General features: G+C 70.6%; 18 protein-coding genes and 1 tRNA gene. 9 read left to right on the top strand and 10 right to left on the bottom strand.

Annotation, left to right across the window (positions count from 1 at the left end; all coding sequences use genetic code 11):
- On the top strand, positions 1-1,142 hold a 1,142-nt coding region (locus CCN44_RS32510; RefSeq protein ID WP_143650097.1), incomplete at its 5' end, for a response regulator.
- A 13-nt stretch (positions 1,143-1,155) separates the two neighbouring features.
- Here the strand turns inward: CCN44_RS32510 and CCN44_RS32515 are convergent.
- A complete protein-coding gene (locus CCN44_RS32515) occupies positions 1,156-1,737 on the bottom strand; it encodes a TetR family transcriptional regulator (RefSeq protein WP_167404053.1) in 582 nt (193 codons plus the stop codon).
- 136 nt (positions 1,738-1,873) lie between these two features.
- Here CCN44_RS32515 and CCN44_RS32520 point away from each other — a divergent pair, with 136 nt between their 5' ends.
- Entirely contained in the window at positions 1,874-3,088 is a 1,215-nt protein-coding gene (locus CCN44_RS32520; protein ID WP_059249949.1) for an MFS transporter, read from the top strand.
- 174 nt (positions 3,089-3,262) lie between these two features.
- Here CCN44_RS32520 and CCN44_RS32525 read toward each other — a convergent pair whose 3' ends face one another.
- The 6 genes from CCN44_RS32525 to CCN44_RS32550 form a co-directional block, all read right to left on the bottom strand.
- Positions 3,263-4,918: a long-chain fatty acid--CoA ligase gene (locus CCN44_RS32525; protein ID WP_059249950.1), complete on the bottom strand. Its 1,656-nt coding sequence runs from the start codon at positions 4,916-4,918 to the stop codon at positions 3,263-3,265.
- Positions 4,919-5,063: 145 nt separating this feature from the next.
- Entirely contained in the window at positions 5,064-5,630 is a 567-nt protein-coding gene (locus CCN44_RS32530) for a SigE family RNA polymerase sigma factor (RefSeq protein WP_059249951.1), read from the bottom strand.
- A 148-nt stretch (positions 5,631-5,778) separates the two neighbouring features.
- The gene (locus CCN44_RS32535; RefSeq protein ID WP_059249952.1) at positions 5,779-6,945 is read right to left on the bottom strand and encodes a lipid-transfer protein; all 1,167 of its coding nucleotides are present in this window, start codon (positions 6,943-6,945) and stop codon (positions 5,779-5,781) included.
- On the bottom strand, positions 6,942-7,334 hold the full coding sequence (locus CCN44_RS32540) for a MaoC/PaaZ C-terminal domain-containing protein (RefSeq protein ID WP_086701757.1): 393 nt from the start codon (positions 7,332-7,334) through the stop codon (positions 6,942-6,944). Before CCN44_RS32540 ends, CCN44_RS32535 begins: the two co-directional genes overlap by 4 nt.
- Positions 7,331-8,299 carry a bifunctional MaoC family dehydratase N-terminal/OB-fold nucleic acid binding domain-containing protein gene (locus tag CCN44_RS32545; protein WP_086701772.1) on the bottom strand — a complete coding sequence of 323 codons (969 nt, stop codon included), beginning with the start codon at positions 8,297-8,299 and terminating at the stop codon, positions 7,331-7,333. The genes CCN44_RS32540 and CCN44_RS32545 overlap by 4 nt, the downstream gene beginning before the upstream one ends.
- Before the next feature lie 184 nt (positions 8,300-8,483).
- Positions 8,484-8,795 (bottom strand): hypothetical protein, encoded by a 312-nt coding sequence (locus CCN44_RS32550; protein WP_059249954.1) that lies wholly within the window; start codon positions 8,793-8,795, stop codon positions 8,484-8,486.
- A gap of 371 nt (positions 8,796-9,166) precedes the next feature.
- Here CCN44_RS32550 and CCN44_RS32555 point away from each other — a divergent pair, with 371 nt between their 5' ends.
- Together CCN44_RS32555 and CCN44_RS47920 are read left to right on the top strand one after the other, a co-directional pair.
- Entirely contained in the window at positions 9,167-10,039 is an 873-nt protein-coding gene (locus CCN44_RS32555) for a bifunctional DNA primase/polymerase (RefSeq protein ID WP_086701761.1), read from the top strand.
- A gap of 382 nt (positions 10,040-10,421) precedes the next feature.
- Entirely contained in the window at positions 10,422-10,565 is a 144-nt protein-coding gene (locus tag CCN44_RS47920; protein WP_414820534.1) for a pentapeptide repeat-containing protein, read from the top strand.
- A gap of 760 nt (positions 10,566-11,325) precedes the next feature.
- On the opposite strand, the gene CCN44_RS32570 is transcribed toward CCN44_RS47920, so the two are convergent.
- Together CCN44_RS32570 and CCN44_RS32575 are read right to left on the bottom strand one after the other, a co-directional pair.
- On the bottom strand, positions 11,326-12,783 hold the full coding sequence (locus CCN44_RS32570; RefSeq protein WP_059249957.1) for an FG-GAP-like repeat-containing protein: 1,458 nt from the start codon (positions 12,781-12,783) through the stop codon (positions 11,326-11,328).
- Positions 12,784-12,968: 185 nt separating this feature from the next.
- Positions 12,969-13,053 (bottom strand) — tRNA-Ser (locus tag CCN44_RS32575).
- Between the two features lie 1,683 nt (positions 13,054-14,736).
- Between CCN44_RS32575 and CCN44_RS32580 the strand changes: the two genes are divergently transcribed.
- From CCN44_RS32580 to CCN44_RS32605, 5 genes are all read left to right on the top strand, one after another.
- Positions 14,737-15,966, top strand: coding sequence for a helix-turn-helix domain-containing protein (locus tag CCN44_RS32580; protein ID WP_059249958.1), 1,230 nt, complete (start codon positions 14,737-14,739; stop codon positions 15,964-15,966).
- 55 nt (positions 15,967-16,021) lie between these two features.
- The gene (locus tag CCN44_RS45675) at positions 16,022-16,462 is read left to right on the top strand and encodes a hypothetical protein (protein ID WP_079080985.1); all 441 of its coding nucleotides are present in this window, start codon (positions 16,022-16,024) and stop codon (positions 16,460-16,462) included.
- A gap of 641 nt (positions 16,463-17,103) precedes the next feature.
- Positions 17,104-18,219 (top strand): hypothetical protein, encoded by a 1,116-nt coding sequence (locus CCN44_RS32595; protein ID WP_059249959.1) that lies wholly within the window; start codon positions 17,104-17,106, stop codon positions 18,217-18,219.
- Positions 18,216-18,575, top strand: a complete 360-nt coding sequence (locus tag CCN44_RS32600; RefSeq protein ID WP_059249960.1) for an ASCH domain-containing protein — start codon at positions 18,216-18,218, stop codon at positions 18,573-18,575. The genes CCN44_RS32595 and CCN44_RS32600 overlap by 4 nt, the downstream gene beginning before the upstream one ends.
- A 278-nt stretch (positions 18,576-18,853) precedes the next feature.
- Positions 18,854-19,255, top strand: a complete 402-nt coding sequence (locus tag CCN44_RS32605) for a hypothetical protein (RefSeq protein ID WP_059249961.1) — start codon at positions 18,854-18,856, stop codon at positions 19,253-19,255.
- 428 nt (positions 19,256-19,683) lie between these two features.
- On the opposite strand, the gene CCN44_RS32615 is transcribed toward CCN44_RS32605, so the two are convergent.
- The coding region (locus CCN44_RS32615) for a S1C family serine protease (protein WP_086701769.1) at positions 19,684-20,761 on the bottom strand (1,078 nt) is incomplete at its 5' end.

Genomic DNA, 20,761 nt, shown 5'->3' on the forward strand with positions numbered 1-20,761 from the left:
GTGCCCAGCTTGCGCCGCCGCACGCGCCGGGCGGTTCGGGCCGGCGGCGCAAGCTGGGCACGCCCCCCGACCCGGCCACCCGACCGGAGCCGCGGCCGGACCAGGCGGCCCGGCCGCACCCGCCGGCCGAACCGGCGCCCGGACAGCCGTCGGTCACTGGGCAGCCGTCCGTCCCCGGCCAGCCCCCGCTCGCCGGGCAGCCGTCGGTGCCGCAGCCCGCGCCGGCCGGTCCGGTGCCCGTGCCGCAGCCCTCGCTCGGCGGGCAGTCCCGGTCGGTCGCGGGCACCGAGGGGGCCGGGCGGTCGTACGCCATAGGCGCCCCGGAGCCCGACGCCGCCGAGGGGCCGGAGCCGCTGGACGGGCCCGGTGGGGCCGTGGAGGTGGCGGACACGCCGCGTCCGCAGCCGCTGGACGACGAGCTGCCCCCCGAGCCGCTGGACAACCCGCGCCGGCTGCTGGTGTGGCCCGCGCCGGACGTGACGACCCAGCAGGCGCTGAGCGACCGTGGCTACCGCCCGGTCGTCGTGCACTCGCGCGAGGAGGTCGACGCGCAGATCGCGGCCTTCCCCGCCGCGCTCTTCGTGGACCCGCTGACCGGGCCCATCACGCGCACGGCGCTGCAGTCGCTGCGCCAGGCCGCGGTGGCCGCCGAGGTCCCGGTGCTGGTCACGGCCGGACTGGGACAGGCGACGCGCGAGGCGGCGTACGGCGCCGATCCCGCCGTTCTGCTGAAGGCGCTGGCTCCCCGGGACAGCGAGCAGCATCCGCCGCGGGTGCTGCTCATCGAGGAGCACGCGGAGATCGCGCTGGCGCTGACCTCGACGCTGGAGCGGCGCGGGATGCAGGTGGCACGGGCCGCGAGCGACAACGACGCGGTGACGCTGGCGGGGCAGTTCCGGCCGAACCTCGTGGTGATGGACCTGATGCAGGTGCACCGCCGGCGGGCCGGGATCGTGGACTGGCTGCGGGCGAACGGGCAGCTCAACCGCACCCCGCTGGTCGTCTACACGGCCGCCGTCGACCAGGCCGACCTGCCCCGGCTGGCCTCGGGCGAGACGGTGCTGTTCCTCGCCGAGCGGTCGACGAGCACCGAGGTGCAGAGCAGGATCGTGGATCTGCTGGCCCGGATCGGCACCAACTAGGCGCCGGCCGCGGTCAACGGGCGACCAGTCTGCGGGCCGCCTCCTTGATGGAGGCCCGCAGGCGGTCCTGGTCGGAGTCCTCGGTACCGGCGAGGATGCGGCGCATCTGCGGGACCACGGCCATCCAGTTCGTCAGCGCGGTCAGCAGGATGAGCAGGTCGCCGGCCGGGATGGCGTCCGTGAGGACCCCCCGGGACTGGCCGTCCTCGATCGCGGCGACCTTGCGGGCGTAGTGGTCCTGGCGGGCCGCTTCGTCGGGCAGTTCGGCGCTGCCGTACTCGATGCCCTCCCAGAAGAGCAGGCGCAGCAGTTCAGGGTGGGCGGCGTGGTAGTCGAGGAGGCGGTCGACCCAGCCGTCGATGTCGTCGGGGTCGACGGGCACGGCCGCCGCCAGGTCGACCATGCAGCTGCCGAGGACCTTGCTGAACAGCTCCGCCTTGTTGCCGAAGTAGGCGTAGATCAGCTGCTTGTTGGCCTTGGCCGCGGCGGCGATGCGGTCGATGCGGGCGCCCGCGATGCCGTGCCGGGCGAACTCGGCGACCGCCGCCTCGAAGATGCGGGCCTTGGTGGCCTCGGGGTCCCTCACTGGTGCCATGGGGACAGGGTAGGACGCCCGAGACCGGGTAACCAACTGTTTGGTTGACGAGGAATGCGGACGGGGTGCAGTCTGTTGAGCAGTGACAACCAACCAGTTAGTTGTGTGAGTCGGCTCTAAGGAGTGCGTCCCCCTCATGCCGTCAGCCACCTCCACCCGCCAGGCGCCCGGACTGCGGGCCCCCGCCCGGGAGCGGTCCGCCTCCGGCTCCCTCTTCCTCCTGCTCATCGCCGTCTGCACCGCCGTCACGGCCGCCAACATCTATCTCGCGGCCCCGCTGCTGCCGCTGATCGCCGACGACTTCGGCACCGTCCCCTCGGCCGTGGCCTGGATCGCCTCGGTCGCCCAGCTCGGCTACGCGGCCGGCCTGCTCTTCTTCGCCCCGCTCGGCGACCGCGTCGACCGCCGCCCCCTCGTCGGCTGGCTCTCCGTGGCCACCACGGCGGCGCTGCTCGTCGCGGCCGTCGCCCCGGGCACCACCGCCCTCGCCGTCGCCGTGTTCGTCGCCGCCGCGGCCACCGTCGTACCGCAGCTGCTCGTCCCGCTGGTCGCCGCGCGCGCCCCCGACGACCGGCGCGCCCGGCATGTCGCGGCCGTCATAGCCGGGCTGTTCACCGGCATCGTCGCGGCCCGCGTCGTCGGCGGTCTCGCCGGGCAGGCCTTCGGCTGGCGGTGGGTGTTCGGCGGGTCCGCCGTACTGACCCTCGCGCTGGGGCTGGCCACCGCCCTGGCCCTGCCGGCCGAGCGGCCGGTGCGGCAGGGCGGGCTGTTCTCGGGGATCGCCGAGCTGCCCGGGCTGCTGCGCCGCTCCCCCGACCTGTGGCGGGCGTGTGTGCGGCAGGCGGGGATGTTCGGCGCGTGGAGTGCCCTGTGGACCTCCCTCGCGCTGCTGCTGACCGGGCCGGGCTACGGCCTGTCCACCGCGACCGCTGGGCTCTTCGGCCTCTTCGGGCTGACCGCCAGCGCGGTGGCGCCGCTGGCGGGCGGGCTGGTGGACCGGTTCGGCGCGGCCCGGGTCGTCGGCACCGCCTATGTGCTGGCCGCCGTCGCCGTACCGCTGTTCTGGCTCGGCGGGCATGTGCTGCCGGCGCTGTTCGCCGCCGCCATCGCGATCCACGCGGCCCTGGTCGCCTCCCATGTCGCCAACCAGACCCTGGCCCTGACCACGACCTCGACCCCGGCCACCGCGAACACCGCCTACGTCGTCTCCGGCTTCGCCGGCGGCGCGCTCGCCTCGGCCGTCGCGGGCCCCGCCTTCGGCCACTGGGGCTGGGGCGGGGTGTGCGCGGTGGCGGGGCTGTGGCTGCTGCTGGGATGGACGGTGACGGCGGTACGGGGCGGACGGCGGTAACGGCCGGGCGGCGAGCCGGGGCCCGCGCGCGCGGTAACGGCCGGCCGGGCGGGCCCCAGGGGCGCGGGACCGTGTCGAATACGCGGTCCCGCCGTGACGGGGTCCCCTGTGCGAGCGGAGCCGAGAACTCGGGGGAGCGACCGGCCGCACGCATCCGCGCCCCCGCACCTCCCCTCAGAGCCGCGTGACGTCCAGCTCCCCCTCCGCGTACTGCCTGCGCAGCACCTTCTTGTCGAACTTGCCCACGCTCGTCTTCGGCACCGCCGCGATGACCGTCCAGCGCTCGGGCAGCTGCCACTTGGCGATGCCGCCCTCCTCGGCGAGGAAGGTGCGCAGGGTCTCGAAGCCGGCGGTGGCGCCCGGCCGGAGGACGACCGTGGCCAGCGGGCGCTCGCCCCACTTCTCGTCGGGGACGGCGACCACGGCGGCCTCGGCGACGTCCGGGTGCGACATCAGCGCGTTCTCCAGCTCGACAGAGGAGATCCACTCGCCGCCGGACTTGATGACGTCCTTGGCCCGGTCGGTGAGGGTGAGGAAGCCGTCGGGGGAGATGGTGCCGACATCGCCCGTCTTCAGCCAGCCGTCCTCGCTGAACTTGTCGTCCGGGCGGAGCGGTTCGGCGTCGGGGCCGTTGTAGTAGGCGCCCGCGATCCACGGGCCGCGCACCTCCAGCTCGCCCGCCGACTCGCCGTCCCAGGGCAGGCGTTCGCCGCCGGGGCCGGTGAGGCGGGCCTCGACGCTCGCCGGGAAGCGGCCCTGGGTACAGCGGTAGGCGAACTCCTGGTCGGTGCCGATCGCGTGGGCCGGCGGGCGGGCCAGCGAGCCCAGCGGGGAGGTCTCCGTCATGCCCCAGGCGTGACAGACCCGCATGCCCAGTTCGTCGAAGGCCGCCATCAGGGACGGCGGGCAGGCCGAGCCGCCGATGGTGACGTGGGTGAGGGAGGAGACGTCCCGCGGCTTGGCGTGCAGCTCGCCGAGCAGGCCCTGCCAGATGGTCGGGACGGCCGCCGCGTGGGTGGGCCGTTCGCGCTCGATCATCTCGGCGAGCGGGGCCGGCTGCAGGAAGCGGTCGGGCATCAGCAGGTTGGCGCCGGTCATGTAGAAGGCGTGCGGCAGCCCCCAGGCGTTGACGTGGAACTGCGGTACGACGACCAGCGAGGTGTCCCGGTCGGTCAGGCCCATCGACTGGGCGCTGTTGATCTGCATGGAGTGCAGGTAGACCGAACGGTGGCTGTACACCACGCCCTTGGGGTCGCCGGTGGTGCCGGAGGTGTAGCACATGGCGGCGGCCCGGCGTTCGTCCAGCTGCGGCCAGTCGTAGTGGGTGGGCCGGCCCGCGATCAGCTCCTCGTACTCGTGCACCCGCGCGCCCGCGTCCGCCAGCGGGGCGCGGTCGCCGGGCCCGGAGACGACGATGTGCTCGACCGTCGGCAGCTTCGGCAGCAGCGGGGCGAGCAGCGGGATGAGGGAGCCGTTGACGATGACGACCTTGTCGGCCGCGTGGCCCGCGATCCACACCAGTTGCTCGGCGGGCAGCCGCAGGTTCAGCGTGTGCAGCACGGCGCCCATGGAGGGGACCGCGAAGTACGCCTCGACGTGCTCGGCGTTGTTCCACATGAGCGTGGCCACCCGGTCGTCCCCGGTCACCCCCAGCTCGTCCCGCAGGGCGTGCGCCAGCTGGGCGGCGCGGCCCCCGATCTCGGCGAAGGTGCGCCGGCGCGGTTCGGGCTCCCCGGTCCAGGTGATCACCTGTGACGAGCCGTGGACCGTCGACCCATGGGTCAGGATCCTGGAGATCAGCAGCGGTACGTCCTGCATGGTGGCCAGCACGGCGTCCTCCCGGGCGACATTGCCTACGCGGTGGTCCTACGCGGTGGTAGGGGTGCGGCTGATTCTGCGCGGATACCAGGCGGTATGTCACTAGGGGATGGGTCACTAAGAGGTCACCGGGGTGTGCCGCCGCGGGGCCGGGGCGTCACGGCCGGCGGGTCGGCACCAGCTCGGGATCCTCGCGAAGCTTGCCCAGCGCGCGGGAGACGGCCGACTTCACCGTGCCCACCGACACCCCGAGCACCTCGGCGGTCTGGGCCTCGCTGAGGTCCTCGTAGTACCGCAGGACGACCATCGCCCGCTGGCGCGCCGGCAGCCGCAGGACCGCCCGCCACATGGCGTCGTGCAGCGCCTGGCGTTCGGCCGGGTCGTCGTCGCCGGCCACGGGCTCCGGCTCGGGCAGCTCGTCGCAGGAGAACTCGTCGACTCTGCGTTTGCGCCACTGCGAGGTCCGGGTGTTCAGCAGCGCCCGGCGCACATAGCCGTCGAGCGCCCCCTGGTCCTCGATCCGCTCCCAGGCCACGTAGGTCTTGGCGAGCGCGGTCTGCAGCAGGTCCTCGGCGTCGCAGGGGTTCGCGGTCAGCGAGCGCGCGGTGCGCAGCAGGACCGGTCGGCGGGCCCGCACGTACGAGGCGAAGGAGGGGTAGGGGGTGCGGGTCTGCCGCGCGGGGGCGGCGGCGGCCGAGGCGCTGGTGCAGACGGGTGTGGTCATGGCTCCACGCTAGGAGCGGGTTCACCCGCTGCGGATCGGCCGCAGGTCCCGAAGGCGAGTCCCCCTCAGGTTGTAGGCGTGGGGCTGCCTGCACCTCCTGAAGGTGGACGGCGGATCCGTCCCTTCTGCGGGTACGACCCTGAGGAGGTCAGCCGTCCGCCGTCAGGACCAGCCCCGATGTCGGCACACCCGTACCCGCCGTCACCAGGGTGCACGCCGCCCCCGGGATCTGGTTCACGGCCGTGCCGCGCACCTGGCGGACCGCCTCCGCGATGCCGTTCATGCCGTGCAGATAGGCCTCCCCGAGCTGGCCCCCGTGGGTGTTCAGCGGCAGCCGCCGCTCCGCCACGAAGTCCGCCGCCTCCCCCCTGCCGCAGAACCCGAACTCCTCCAGCTGCATCAGCACGAACGGGGTGAAGTGGTCGTAGAGGATCCCCACGTCGATGTCGTCCGGGCCGAGCCCGGAGGCGCGCCACAGCTGGCGGGCGACCACGCCCGTCTCCGGCAGGCCGGTCAGGTCACCCCGGTGGAAGCCGGTCATCTGCTCCTGGGCCCGGCCCGCGCCCTGGGCCGCCGCCGCGATCACGGCGGGCGGCCTCGGCAGGTCCCGGGCCCGCTCCAGGGAGGTGACGACGAGCGCCTGCCCGCCGTCGGTCTCCTGGCAGCAGTCCAGCAGGCGCAGCGGCTCGGCGATCCAGCGGGAGGCGGCGTGGTCGGCGAGCGTGATCGGGCGGCCGTGGAAATAGGCGGCCGGGTTGGTCGCCGCGTACGCCCGGTCCACCACGGCGACGTGCCCGAACGCCTCCGGTGTCAGACCGTGGGCGTGCAGGTACCGCTGGGCCTTCATCGCCACCCAGGAGGCGGGGGTGAGCAGCCCGAACGGCAGCACCCAGCCGAGCGCCGCGCCCTCCGCCGTCGGCTCGCGGTGCCGCACCCCCGCGCCGAACCGGCGGCCCGACCGCTCGTTGAACCCCCGGTAGCAGACCACCACCTCCGCCACGCCCGTCGCCACCGCGAGGGCCGCCTGCTGGACGGTGGCGCAGGCCGCCCCGCCGCCGTAGTGCACCCGGGAGAAGAAGGACAGCTCGCCCGTCCCGCAGGTCTGGGCCACGGTGATCTCCGGGCTGGTGTCCATGGTGAAGGTCACCAGCCCGTCCACGTCCGCGGGGGTGAGCCCCGCGTCGTCGAGCGCGGCCCGCACCGCCTCCACGGCGAGGCTCAGCTCGCTGCGGCCGGAGTCCTTGGAGAACTCGGTGGCGCCGATGCCGGCGATCGCGGCGCGCCCGCCGAGGGTGTCTCGGCCGCGCAGGCTCATCGGGGGCCCTCCGGGACCGTGACCGTCACCGTGCCCGTCACATGGCGGCCGAGCCGGTTGGCGCCGACGACCCGGACCACGGCCGTGTCGCCGTCGACCTCCTCGACGGTGCCGGTCAGCACCATCGTGTCCCCCGGATGGTTGGGCGCCCCCAGCCTGATGGCGACCTTGCGGAGCACCGCCGTGGGGCCGAAGTGATCGGTGACGTACCGGCCGACCAGGCCGTTCGTCGTCAGGATGTTCATGAAGACGTCCGGGGCGCCCTTCTGCCGGGCCAGCTCCGGGTCGTGGTGCACGTCCTGGTAGTCCCGGGAGGCGATCGCGCCGGCCACGATCAGGGTGCGGGTCACGGGGATCTCCAGCGGCGGCAGCCGCTCGCCGGGCCTCACCGCTCCACCGCCCGGAACACCGGGATCGTCAGCTCCTCGTCGCACCGCCGGAACTCCAGCCGCACCGGCAGCCCGATGCGCACCTTGTCGTACGGCACCCCCACCACGTTGCTCACCATCCGCACCCCTTCGGCGAGTTCGATCAGGCCCACGGCGTACGGGGGGTCGAAGGCGGGGAAGGGCGGGTGGTGCAGCACCACGTACGAGTAGACCGTGCCCTCGCCGCTCGCCTCGACCGTGTCCCAGCGCGGGCTGCCGCAGGCGTTGCAGCCGGGCAGCCAGGGGTGGCGCGGGGTGCCGCAGCCGGTGCAGCGCTGGATGAGCAGCCGGTGCTCGGCCACGCCCTGCCAGAAGCCGGCGTTGTCCCAGTTGATCACGGGGCGGGGGCGGAGCGCCCGGGGTTCGCCGGAGCGGAGTGCTTCCCGTGACGGACGGGGTTCCTGGGACTGCCCGGGGAGGCGGGCCTTCCGAGGGGCGGGGGCGTACTTGAGGATCCGGAAGCGGTGGATGCCGGCCGGCTCGCCGCCCACCCGCAGGTCCGTCCGGGTCGTGACGAAGTAGCCCGTGCCGAGCTTCGTCGTCTTGCGGCCGGAGACCTCCTCGATGACCGTGTCGAACCCGACCTCGTCGCCCGGCCGCAGGGGCCGCAGGTACTCCTGCTCGCAGTCGGTGGCCACCACGGCGGTGCAGCCCGCCGCGTCCAGCAGGCCGAGGAGTGCGTCGTACGCCCCGGTACGGCCCCGGTGCCCGGACAGCCCGCCCATGGTCCAGACCTGGAGCATGGTGGGCGGGGCGACGGCGTCCGGTCCGGTGTAGGCGGGGTGAGTGTCGCCCAGCGCCTCGCACCAGTGCCGGATCATCGGCGCGTTCACCGGGTCCTTGCCGACACCGGAGACGGCGGCCGGCCGCCCTTCGAACTCCTTGAGCCGCGCGCCCAGTTCGTCGTACCTCTGCTCGTCGCGCACCGCCACCCCCCTGACTCGGGAACGGTATCTGACTGTCCGTCAGATACCTCGGGGTGTCAAGGTCACCGTCCTCCCCGGCCCGGAGAACGCCGACGCGGCGGTACCGAAGCACCGCCGCGCAGACGTCCTGCGACCCTGAAGCACACCCCGCGAGGGCCTCGTCACGAGGGCCCTCGCCCTCCGCTCACCACAGGTGGGTGAAGTCGACGTGGACGTTGTCGCTGCCCTGCCGGATGGCCGTGAACGCGGAACCGTCGACCTGCGCGGTGTTGTTCTGGTTCGAGGCGCCGGCGCCGACCGCGTTCTGGTTCGTGGTGGACGAGTTGCCGCTGTTGTTGCCGCCGACCCCGCTGCCGAGGACCGCCGCCACGCCCGCGTTCGATCCGTCGTCCGCGATGGCGCCGTTGTCCGCCGCCGCGACACCGGTGAAGAGGGCGGCTGCGAGCGGTAGTGCGGAGACGGCGGCGAGAGCGCGGGCGGTACGGATGCTTGCCATGTTGTTCCTCCCAGAACCAAGCACTCATCGGCCCGAGGGCCGGAAGTCGTGAACTGTGGCTTGTGTCGAGGCAGTTGGCCGACCGCCTTGACTGTCGTGGACGACGTCGCGCCTCCAGGGTTGCCCACCGAATCCCCGGCGAACCCCCTCGGAAGCCGCGATTAGCACGCAAGCGTGATGACAAGTCGATAAACCCCTATCGTCGCCTTTGACCACTTCGGCCTCGGCAGCGGACCGATGCGGATGTCCAACCCCTCAAGCAGCACAAGGGGCGAATCGTTCCGGCATCCTGTCGGCCGTTCCGGCCGGTCACCGGCGCGCCGCGACGGGCCACCCTTCCCTTTTTCGAACGTACGTACGAACATGGAGGCATGGCCACCACCGACCGGCAGGCCAGGACGCTGGCCCTCGCGCATGCCCTGTCAGCCGCCGAACGCGGACTGGCCGTCATCCCGCTGTCCCGCACGAAGCTCCCGGCGCTGCGCTCCCCGCACCACGACGACCCGGCCCCGGCGGGGCGCCCCTGCCACGGCGAGTGCGGACGCTTCGGCCATGGTGTGTACGACGCCTCCAGCGATCCGGCCCGCGTCCGCGCCCTCTTCGCCGCCGCGCCCTGGGCCACCGGTTACGGCATCGCCTGCGGGCTGCCCCCGTACCACCTGATCGGCGTCGACCTGGACACCAAGACCGGCACGGACTCCTCGGCCGCCCTGCGCGAGCTGGCCCTGCGCCATCTGTTCACGATCCCGGAGACGGTCGTCGTACTCACCCCGAGCGGGGGCCGGCACCTGTGGCTGACCGGTCCGCCGGACACCGTCGTACCGAACTCGGCCGGCCGGCTCGCCCCCGGCATCGACATCCGGGGTGCCGGCGGGTACCTCGTGGGACCGGGCTCCCGCACCGACCACGGTGTCTACACCGCCGCGCCCGGCACCGCCCGCCTGGCCCCGGCCCCCTGTCCGCCGTCCCTGCTGCGCCTGCTGCTGCCCCCGCCCCGGGCCCCGCATCCCGTCCCGCCGTCGACGGGCGGCCACGGGCAGGGGCTGGTCCAGTTCGTGCTCGCCGCGCACGAGGGGCAGCGCAACACCCGTCTGTTCTGGGCGGCCTGCCGGGCCTACGAGAACGGCATCGGGCCCGCGCTCCTCGCCCCGCTCGTGGCCGCGGCCCGCGACACGGGGCTGACCGAACGCGAGGCCCGCGCCACCATCGCATCGGCGGCGCGGCTGACCGGGCACCGGCCGTGAGCGGGGCGCGGGCCGGACAGGCCGACGGGGTGAAGGCCGGAAAGACCTTCACCCCATCGGGAGGGAGAGAGCGGACCTAGCCGATCACACACCGCCTTCGACAGCGGCGGCGTCACCGGCCGGCTCCTCGGCGGGCTGCTCCGCCGGCTGCTCCGCAGCGGGCTGCTCCTCGGCAGGCTGCTCAGCGGGCTCATCCACCGGCTGCTCCCCGGCGGCCGGCTCCTCGGCAGGCTCCTCCGCCGGCTGCTCGGCGGGCTCCTGCGCCGGCTGCTCTCCGGCGGGCTCCTCGACAGGCTGCTCGGCAGGCTCTTCCGCCGGCTGCTCGTCAGGCTTCTTGTCGTCGCCGGGCTCCTTGGCGGGGTCTTCCTTGGCGGGGTCTTCCTTGGCGGGGTCCTCCTTAGCGGGGTCCTCCTTAGCGGGGTCCTCCTTAGCGGGGTCCTCCTTAGCGGGGTCCTCCTTAGCGGGGTCCTCCTTAGCGGGATCCTCCTTGTCCGGTTCCTTGTTCGGCTCCTTATCCGGCCCCTGACCAGGCTTCGGCTCTCCGTCCGGCCCCTGACCAGGCTTCCCCTGACCAGGCTTCGGCTCCTTGTCCGGCTTCGGCGCCTTGTCCTCGAACAGGTCGCCATTGTTGATATTGATGCTGCCGATGTCGCCGTTGTTGATGATGGTGATGTTCTGGACGAAGAAATTGATGTTGTTGACACTGGGTGTGAAGAAGTGCCTCTTGTGGTCCTTCTCCACGTAGAAGCTCTCGCACTTGTAGTCCCAGTGGAAGTGGTAGTTCTTGTACCAGCAGGAGTAAGGCTTCTTCTTGTGGTACTTCTTCTGCCACTTCTTGTGCCACTTCTTGTCGGTGCACTGGGGCTTGTGCTTGTCCTTGCGCTTGTCCTTGTGCACCGTGGCCGTGGCCACCGATTCCGGCATCGGGGCCGCCACGGCCGCACCGGCCGGGAGGATCACGGCACCACCCACCACGGCGGCCGACACACTGAGCGTCGCCAGGGCCAGGGCACGCTTGCCACGGTTTCCGTCACGCTTGATGATGCTGCGGTTCATGGAATTCTCCTCCTGAAGTAAGAGGCGCTTTCACGCCCGGGCCTTCGTTTCACCGGCGGTGTTTCCGGTGAGGCCCGCACTTCAAGTAGGCCGGAATCGCGCAGCGGGGTCATGCTCCGAGGATTCGGGGCTTGACGGCGCGGAAAGCGACGGTTATACGCGGCGCACAGCACGGCGGCCCCTGACCGATTCACCTGGTCAGGGGCCGCTCCGCCGGACTTTCTCGGTGCTCAGGAGCCCGACATGTCGTGCCCGAACATGGGGTCGTCCCCCGATTTGCCGATGCCCACGGACCCCGCGCCGAAGTTCACCGCGCCGGTGACCGTGACCCCCTTGGTGGAGCCGCGCAGGACCCACACGGCGCCGTCGTCGCTGTTCTCGCCCGCCGCGCCCACCGACAGATCGGCGCGGCCGTCCTTGTTGTGGTCGGCGAGGTGGACGGCACCGCCGAACAGGTCCGACGACTCGTTGGCGCCCGGGACACCCGCGGTGCCCGGGTTGAAGGACTGGGCGCCGGTCCCCGTCAGACCGGAGGCGCCGCCGCGCAGCACCCAGACGCTCCCCGCGTGGCTCGCGGAACCGACGGTCTCGAAGTACGCGCCGACGGCGAGGTCCGGGTAGCGGTCGCCGTCGACGTCGCCCGCGGCGAGGGCGCCGCCGAACGAGTCGTGGTGTTCGTCCGCTCCCGGCACCCCCGCGGTGTCCTGGGTGAAGACGGCGCTGCGCGTGGTGTCGACGCCCGCCGCACCGCCGTAGAACACCGTGACGTAGCCGCCCTTGGCCGTGGAGTCCATGACGGACATGAAGTCGGAGCCGACGACCAGGTCGTCGTGCCCGTCGCGGTCGAAGTCGGCCGCGGTGAGCGCGCCCGCGTACCCCGCGCCCGCCTCGGTCTGCAGCGTGAACCCGGCGGCGCCGCCCCGGTAGACGAAGTTGCCCGCGGAGGACCCCACGACCACGTCGTCCGCCCCGTCGTCGTCGAAGTCCCCGGCGGCCAGCTGGACGGCGCCCCGGGGGTACGCGCCGGACTCGATCTGCGTGTCGAGACGCAGCTTCCCGGCCGCGCCACCGGACTTGGTGAAGCCGCCCTTGAAGATCCACACGTCCTTGCCGGTGGAACCGACCGCCAGATCGGCCTTCCCGTCACCGGTGAAGTCGCCGACCGCGAGGGACTGGCCGAACCGGTCGTGGCCCGAGGCGTTCGGGTCGCTGATCGTCGTGCCGCCCGAGAGGCCGGACGCGCCGCCCCACAGGATGGTGACCGAACCGCCGTCGGCATCGCCGCCGACGTCCTCCAGCGGTGTGCCCACGACGAGATCGCCGTAGCCGTCCCGGTTGAGGTCACCGTGCGCCAGCTCGGTGCCGAAGCGGTCGGAGGTCTCCGAGGTGCCCGGCACGCCGGAGGAGTCCTGCGAGGTGGTCTTGCGGCGTGCGGCGCTGATCCCGCTCGACGAGCCGTAGGTGACGACCACGGCCCCCGCCTTCGCCTTCCCGCCCGCGACGGCCCCCGGGGCGCCGATCGCCAGATCGCGGTAACCGTCGCCGTTGAAGTCGTCGGCGAGGCCCGAGGCGGCGGCACTCGCGGCGCCGGGCAGGGCGATGAGCAGGCCGCCGGCCAGGGTGGCCGCGACAGCGGTGGCGCCCAGGACGGCGAGACTCCGGGAGCGCTTGTGGTGGGGCCGGGGCATGAGTTCCTCTCCAGGACGTACGGGCGGGCCCAGAGATGACCTCCGGCGAGCCCGAAGGGTTGTACGGGACAGGAGAGACGAGGGGGACGGCGGTACGGCGCCGAGCCGCGGCGCACGGCGGCCACCCCGCCCGACAACGCCGCGGCCCCCGACCGCAAGAGCGGGTCGGGGGCCGTCAACGGCTGCGGTGGGTGTGGGATTTGAACCCACGGTGGCTCGCGCCACGACGGTTTTCAAGACCGTTCCCTTAGGCCGCTCGGGCAACCCACCTTCGCCCCGGCCCACCAGGGGCGGAGCGGGTACAGCGTACCGGGCTCCGGCCTCACGCGGGGCTCGTGGTCCACACGGGGTCCACTGGCTCTGACCCGGCCCAAGATCCCTCAGGATCGACCCTTGGCTCGCTCGAAGCTCTTGCCGACACCGCAGAAGCCTACTGTCGTGCCGGCCGCATCCGCCCTCCCCGGGACCACCGCCCGTGGTGGCGGAGCCTGGACAGCGGTGCACCTTCTGATCCGTAGCATCGGGCGGCGCGTTGGGCGCGAGCCCCGCCCTCCTCCCGGCTGATCGCTGGCAGTCGTGATCAGCGGCCTCTGTGTGCCGTCGTTGCCGTCAGGGTTGCCCGTCAGCTCCGCACACGGTGGGGCGGCCTGCTTGAAGCCCGCGCCGGACGACGAGGCCCAACACGCGCGAGGAGCAGAGCCTGCTCCTACGCTGCCCTCCTTGGGCTACGGACGCCACACAACCCGCTGATACGAAGATCAGCCACTTGCCGGCTGGGCATGCCCAGTCTCGCCCACCACGCGGCCACTTTGAATCCACCTGAGAGCAGCCGCACCAGGCGGCGTGCGGACCTCGATGCACTTCCTGAACCAGGGCCTGTCTACTGCGGCGCATATGCCAAATGCAATTGCTTTTCACATATTAAATCTCGCATGCGGGCAGCGTGAAGAGTCAGCGAACATGATCAAGTAACCACAGGAACTCCGCTGGCCGGATGAACGTCTACCCCTCTGAGGGCACGGCGGTATACCCTCGACGCCCCGCACCGAAAGCGGGAACGGTCACCTCCTACACGGAGACACATAAGTGATCTTTCCTCGAAATTGATCGACTGGAGGTTCACAGTGAGAGGCCCTTGATCAAGCAGTACGGAGAGGACCTCCGTAAAGAGTCACTCGCGACGCATATCCGCGTTCACCACTTGCCTTCCGGAGGCCGACATGAGGGGTCCCTGACCCAGACTACACAGCTTGTCCGCACGGATTGTGCGACCAGCACGAAGCAGAGAGAGTTACCTTCGCGCATCACAGCTTCACATCGACCAAGCGAAGGCAGCTCCAACAAAACACTTAATCGACGCCTTGGTCGGGGCGTCCCAACACCCAAGAGGTGAATTTCATGAACCCCATTTTCCAGACCCTGAGGAGCACAAATGAACACACAGTTCGCAGACGAAGTTAGGCGCTTGCACTACCCCTACCTGAAGGCTGGATTCATCATCCTCTTTTGCCTACTGCTCGGGACACTTGCCATCTTGGTAGCAAGGGCACTCGATCAGTCTTGGTGGTCATCAATTTGTGCGGGAGCCACTGTCACCGGCGGGGCGGGAGCTCTAGCTTTCGCAGCAGCCACTTATATCCAATCCGCTCGCACACTATAGCGACATATTCGACTAAGTAGATCTCAATAATTAGTAGGCCCCGAGGTGGACGCGCGCACCACGGGGCCTTTTCATGTCATGATCAGCGAATGATCCCAACGTAGGGCAAGCTGCATCTGCTCGTGAGCGAGGCGATCCGATGATGCGCCGTCACCGGGCCACGACCTGACCTTTAGCACTCCACAAGCGGCACGCGGCCTCGGTACCGTCAAGGGTAGAAGCCCCGACGGATGGAGCACGATGCCTCGCCGCCTGTTGGACCGCCGGCGCCTCACTTACAGAGGGGCGCGCTGATGCTGGAAGAAGCCGAAGAGATCGGCAACCGCGTACGCCGCGCCCGGCTCCGCCTCGGCATGACTCAGGCCGACCTCGCTGCCGCCCTGGGCAAGACGCAGGGCTGGGTGTCCAAGATGGAACGCGGACTCATCGAGCTGGACCGCGTCGGTCTGCTCAACCTGATCGCCTCGGAGCTGCACGTACACCCGAACGACTTGATCGGACGGCCGTACAACAGCTCTCCGGCCGAGAACCAGTGGCAGATCTCTGCCGCAGCGATCATGCGCGAACTGCGCCGCTACGACCTCGCCCCCGTCTTCGACGGGACACCCCGGCCCGCTCGTCAACTGTGGCAGGAAACCACTCGGCTGCACCGCCTCCGCGATGCTGCGGCCAACACGGCCATCATGGAGGTACTCCCCGACCTCTTCCGTGAGACGCGCGCCCTGGCTGAAATCGCCACAGGCCACGAGCGGGAAGAGGCGTACGCGATCTATGCGGTGTGCTGCAAATTCGCTCACACGTCCGCGCACGCCCTGGGGCACCCTGAACTGGTCGCCATGGCATGTGAAAGGGCCGCTTGGTCCGCGCAGCTGTCGGGCGACCCAGTCATGCCTGCCGTCGCCGATTGGATGCGCGTGTGGGATATGTGGGCTACGGCGGACTGGGATGACGCCATTGCCCTGTCTGACCGAGCGCTCCGAAGCGTGCAGCAGGAATACGACCGTGGCGAGCCGCTGGCCGTACGAGCGTGGGGGTCTCTGCAACTGCGCGCGGCAGTCTCGGCTGCGCGGGGCGGTCGCAAGGCCGAAGCGAAGGATCGGATCAAGCACGCGCGCGCTGCAGCCAAGCGGATGGTGGAGACCGCTGACCCCCTGGTCTACGACCGCCACAGCCTCACCTTCTCGCCGGGCAACGTGCAGATCCACGCGATCAACGTCGCCCTGGAGATGCATGAGCAACGCGAGGCGCTGTCGATAAACCGGCGCACGAGTAAGGAACTGATCGAGTCGCTTCCTAACTCTCGTCAGGGGCACCACCACATGGACCTGGCACGAGCCTGGCTGTGGGACGGGAACCGCGACAAGGCGCTGAAGGAACTGGAGAAGGCAGAACGCACCGCCCCCCAGCTCGTACGCAATCACCCCATCGCCCGGTCAACCCTGCGCAGCATCGTGTACGCCGAGCGGGCGAGCACCCGTGAGAAGCTGCGTCGCATGTCAGACCGCTTCCACCTCGACGGCTGAGGTTCGTATTCCTGCGGTTCATATTCGGCCCCGGAGATATTCCTAGCTTCGGGGCATGGCCGAACGAACCGCGAAGCAACTTCCCGCTCGTGGCGCTGAGTTAAGCGCCGGCGCGCCGTTTCACCCCCGCCTCGGCGATCTGGCGCTCGACCTCGCCAAGGGCGGAAAGATCGGTGTGTGCGTCGCCCTGCCGAGCGACGCCTCGGCGTCGTACCAACTGCGCCCGCCGGGCGGGGGAGAAGACTGGCGTGCCAAGTCGGACGGGTCGACCCTGCGCCCCGTGCCGATCCCGGCCACGCACGTCACGCCCATGCAGCGAGACGCCCTCTACGACCACCGCGCCCAGCAGGCCGCGCTGCCGGTAACCGTTCACTACGAAGACGGTGGCACCTGCGAGACGGTGCTCGTACTCACCCCGGCGCAGGTCGAGCTGTACTCCATCCAGTTCACACAGCTCATCACCGCGAGGGAATCGGCACGGGAGCACGCGCGGTGAGCCCGGCCGTGCTGACGCTCGCCCCGCCGGCCTCTGCACGTGCCCCGATGCGTTCGCCCATAGCCTTCCGCTGTGAGGCGACCGCCCACGACCTGAGCGGCTCCCGCGAAGTTCTGCTCGCCACCTACCATGGCCGCTCCCCGCGCCTCGCCGCCCGCTGGCTCCGCGCGGAAGCTCACCGCCTCGCCCGGCTGCTGTCCCCGGACCCTGACGCTCGCTTCCTCCGGGAAGCGCCCCTCACGGCCGCCGGTCTGGACATTCCTCGCCCTGACGCAGCCCTGCGTGCGTGGGCAGATGACGACCGTGCCTACGAGCACGCGTTGCGCTCCCTCGCCGCAGGCCGGGCGTTGACGTTCACCGTCACGGACTACGACGCTCGGTACTCCCTCCGCGTGTATCCGCTGCCTACTCACCGACCGACGCTTCCGCAAGCGCCCGCCCCCGCCCGGTGCCCGCCACCCCATTCCCCGCCGGGGAAGGGGCGCCGTCGAAAACCCCGAGGGCGGCGCACATTCCGATGACTCCCGCCCCCGCGCTGTTTTTGGTTCCCCCCGGCGCGGGGGCGGGTCCACCACTCGACCGCTCAGCACACCCGCCGCTCTGCGGCACTGTCCTGCCCATCTAACCGAGGGGAAGACGCGGTGACCACCTATCCCGTATCGCCGAACACCGTGCTCGCCAACGCGCTCACCCGTGCGGAAGACCTGCTCAGGCCGCACATCGTCAACGCGGAACCCGAGCGGATCGTGTTCGTGGTGGGAACCCAGATCAACGGAGCCCCGCACATCGGAACGTCCCTGGTCCAGTCGCTCACCTTCGCCACGGCGGCCCGCATCCGGGACCGGTTCGGTGTCCCGGCCGTGGTGCAGTTCGGCGCACTGGACAACGCCCCGTACACCATCGTCACCGACAAGGAGAGCGGCCACCGCTACCAGCGCGCCTACGCTCACGCCCTCGGCGCGGCCGGCATCGCCGACCAGATCGACAAGCTCTACCGACCGCTGTTCACCGCGCTCTCCGAGCGGCTGAGGGTGCCGTTCTCGGTCGAGACGTACACCCAGCAGCAAGCGACACTGCACTTCCGGCGCACCTGGCTACGAGTGCTGCCACGCATGGACGCCGCCCGCTGGTACCTGTCCCCGTCGTCCGGCGTTCCGCACGTTCGCGTCCCCTGCCCACGTCCCGGCTGCGGATGGGCCGAGAAGTACGCCGAGCGCACCCGCGTACGTGATGACGGCCTTGAGCGGGCAACCGTCTCGGCCGTGTGCCTCCACCACGGCGAGTACGAGGTGGTCATCGAACCGGCGGACGGCGACTACCTGGACCTGGCCACGCTCTACCGGAACCTGGTCAAGGAACTGATGATCAGCGGGGCAGTCGGCACGCTGTACGTCATGGTGAAGGGCAGCGACTGGATGCCTGGATGCATCCTCGTCGACGGTGCCCTACAGGCGGTCGGACTCACCCGCGGGCAGCTGCCCGCCCGGCTGTTCTGCCCCCAGGTGGTCACGGACACGGGCGCGAAGCTGTCCAAGTCCCTGATCCGCGAGGGTCGCGCACCCTTGCCGGACGGTGCGGCCCCGTGGATGCTCGACACCCGAGAGTGGCCCGGCTCGTTGGGTGAGTACGTCGACCGCTTGCTCGGTCTGACGGACGTGTTACTCGCCGACCCCCGCCACTTCTTCCGCTCGTACTCGGCCGGTGAACTCAGCCGGCTCATGTCCACTGCAACTGCTAGGAGCATTCCCGCCCGATGACGGAAACTGCCGCCGCGCGCGTCCACGAACTGAACCTCTACCGGCAGTACTTCGACCTTGTCGCCGCTGGTCAGAAGACGATCGAGGTGCGAGTGAAGTATCCCCACCTCGAAGACCTGGCCGCCGGAGACGGCATCCGCTTCCGCATCAAGGGCACGGACGAGACCTGTGACGTCCTGGTCAAGCGGGTCACGGAGTACAAGACGTTCGAGGAGCTGCTCGACGGGGAGGGTCCGGCAAACGTCAACCCGTCCTCCTCCCGAGAGCAGCAGCTCGCCAACATCCGCGAGATCTACTCGGCGGAGAAGGAAGCGCTTGGCGCGCTCGCCATCGCGATCGAGCTGCTGCCGCAGTAAGCCCGCCGTGGCGCCTCGGTCCCCGAGAAGGGCGTACGGCTTCCCCGGCGCCCGTCGCTCGCCGCCCGTAACGCGATCGGCGGGCGCCCACAAGAGAGACCGGACCACCCCTCAGCCTGGACAGCGATCCGGGGTGCTCCGGTCGGCGTCCCAATGCTGACCTGCACCACCGAAAGTCAGCCACGGCGGTGGGCTCGCCGAACGAGCACCCGTCACCCGTCACATGTGTCTCCAGCCCCCGCCGGCCTCAGCCACGCTTCTTCCACGAGCCGCTGCACGTGGTCGGCTACCCCTCCACCGGCTCTCTGCTGGTGGTGCAGAAGCTTGTGTGGGATATCGCCGACGGCAAGACGGATGAACTGCGCAAGCTGGCGACCAGTGACAGCAGCGAGGTGGAAGCCCGGAAGACCGCTGAGAACTGGCTCAAAGGCTTCGGTGCCGGCGCCCGTGGCAAAGTGACAGGCGATTTCTATGACGATGGCTCAGAGCGCCAAGTCGTGGTCCTGTACTTCCACGACACCCACCAGGTCAAAGAGTTCACCGTTCGACTCGATGGCGACGCGGGTAAGGAGGACTGGCGGGTTCTGATGAAGTCGACCGATTTCAAGGACGCCACCAAAGCTCCCAGCTGGGCGCCGAAGGAGCCGGGCGGAACCGGCTCCAGGGCGAAGAACAGCTGATCACAAGAGCACCCGCGGCTCTCGCTCTCCGAACGTTCCGGAGGGCGGGGGCTCGTCAATGTCACGGCGCCCTCCACCACTGGTCCGCGACAGCGCCAATCCCCTGATGTGGCACCGACGTGCTGTTTGTCTCGCAATGGTGATCCACGCCTGGTCCACACGGACTGATCCACAACGCGACACGGCCGGATCAGGGTGCGACAGGTCCCATGCAGAAGGGGCGCCCTCATCCAGGGACACCCCATCTGACCAGCACGTCTGTGACCTGCGGAGGCGGTGGGATTCGAACCCACGGTGACGGCTTCACGTCACTACGTTTTCAAGACCGTTCCCTTAGGCCGCTCGGGCAACCCACCTTCGCCCCGGCCCACCAGGGGCGGAGCGGGTACAGCGTACCGGGCTCCCTCGCCTGCGCGGGGTGGGGCGGGTCAGTTGTCGCCCTCGCGCGACCCGAGCGTCAGCTCCACCGTGTGCTCCTGGCCGCCCCGCTTGTAGGTGATCGTGACCTTGTCGCCCGGCTTGTGGGTCCAGATCTCGCCGATCAGGGTGGGGCCGCTGTCGATCACATGGTCGTCGAGCTTGGTGATGACGTCGCCGGGCTTGAGGCCGGCCCGGTCCGCCGGGCCGCCCGCCTCGACCGCGGCGGAGCCCCCCGTGCCCTGGTCGGTGATCTGGGCGCCGTCGGTGGAGTCCTCCAGGGAGACGGACGCGCCGATCTTGGCGTACACCGGCTTGCCGGTCTTGATCAGCTGCTGGGCGACGTACTTGGCCTGATTGATCGGGATGGCGAAGCCCAGGCCGATGGAACCGGACTGGCCGGTGCCGAAGCCGCCGCTGCCGCTGGACTGGATCGCGGAGTTGATGCCGATGACCGCGCCGGAGGCGTCCAGCAGCGGCCCGCCGGAGTTGCCCGGGTTGATGGAGGCGTCGGTCTGCAGCGCGCTCATGTACGACGCCTTGCTGGCGGAGCTGCCGTCGCTGGAGGCCACCGGGCGGTTCTTGGCGCTGATGATGCCCGTGGTCACCGTGTTGGACAGCCCGAAGGGGGCGCCGATGGCGATCGTCTCGTCGCCGACGGCCACCTTGTCGGAGTCGCCGAGGGCGAGCGGCTTGAGGTCGGACGGGGCGTTCTTCAGCTTGATGACCGCCACGTCGTAGCCCTGCGCGTGGCCGACGACCTCGGCGTCGTACTTCTTGCCGTTCGGGAAGGTGGCCGAGAGCTTCCCGCCGTCGACGGCGTCCGCCACCACGTGGTTGTTGGTGACGATGTGGCCCTGGGTGTCGAAGACGAACCCGGTGCCCGTGCCGCCCTCGCCGTTGTCGCTCTCCGCCTCGATGGTCACCGTGCTGGGCAGCGCCTTGGCGGCCACGTTGGCGATCGTCCCCGGCGCGCGCTTGACCTGCGTGGCGCTGTCGGACGCGGAGACGGTGGTGGAGCCGCGGTCGTCCTGGTCCTTGGCCAGGGTGTAGCCGAGGCCGCCGCCCAGGCCGCCCGCGACCAGCGCG

This window comes from Streptomyces tricolor (assembly GCF_002155905.1).
Taxonomy (GTDB): domain Bacteria; phylum Actinomycetota; class Actinomycetes; order Streptomycetales; family Streptomycetaceae; genus Streptomyces; species Streptomyces tricolor.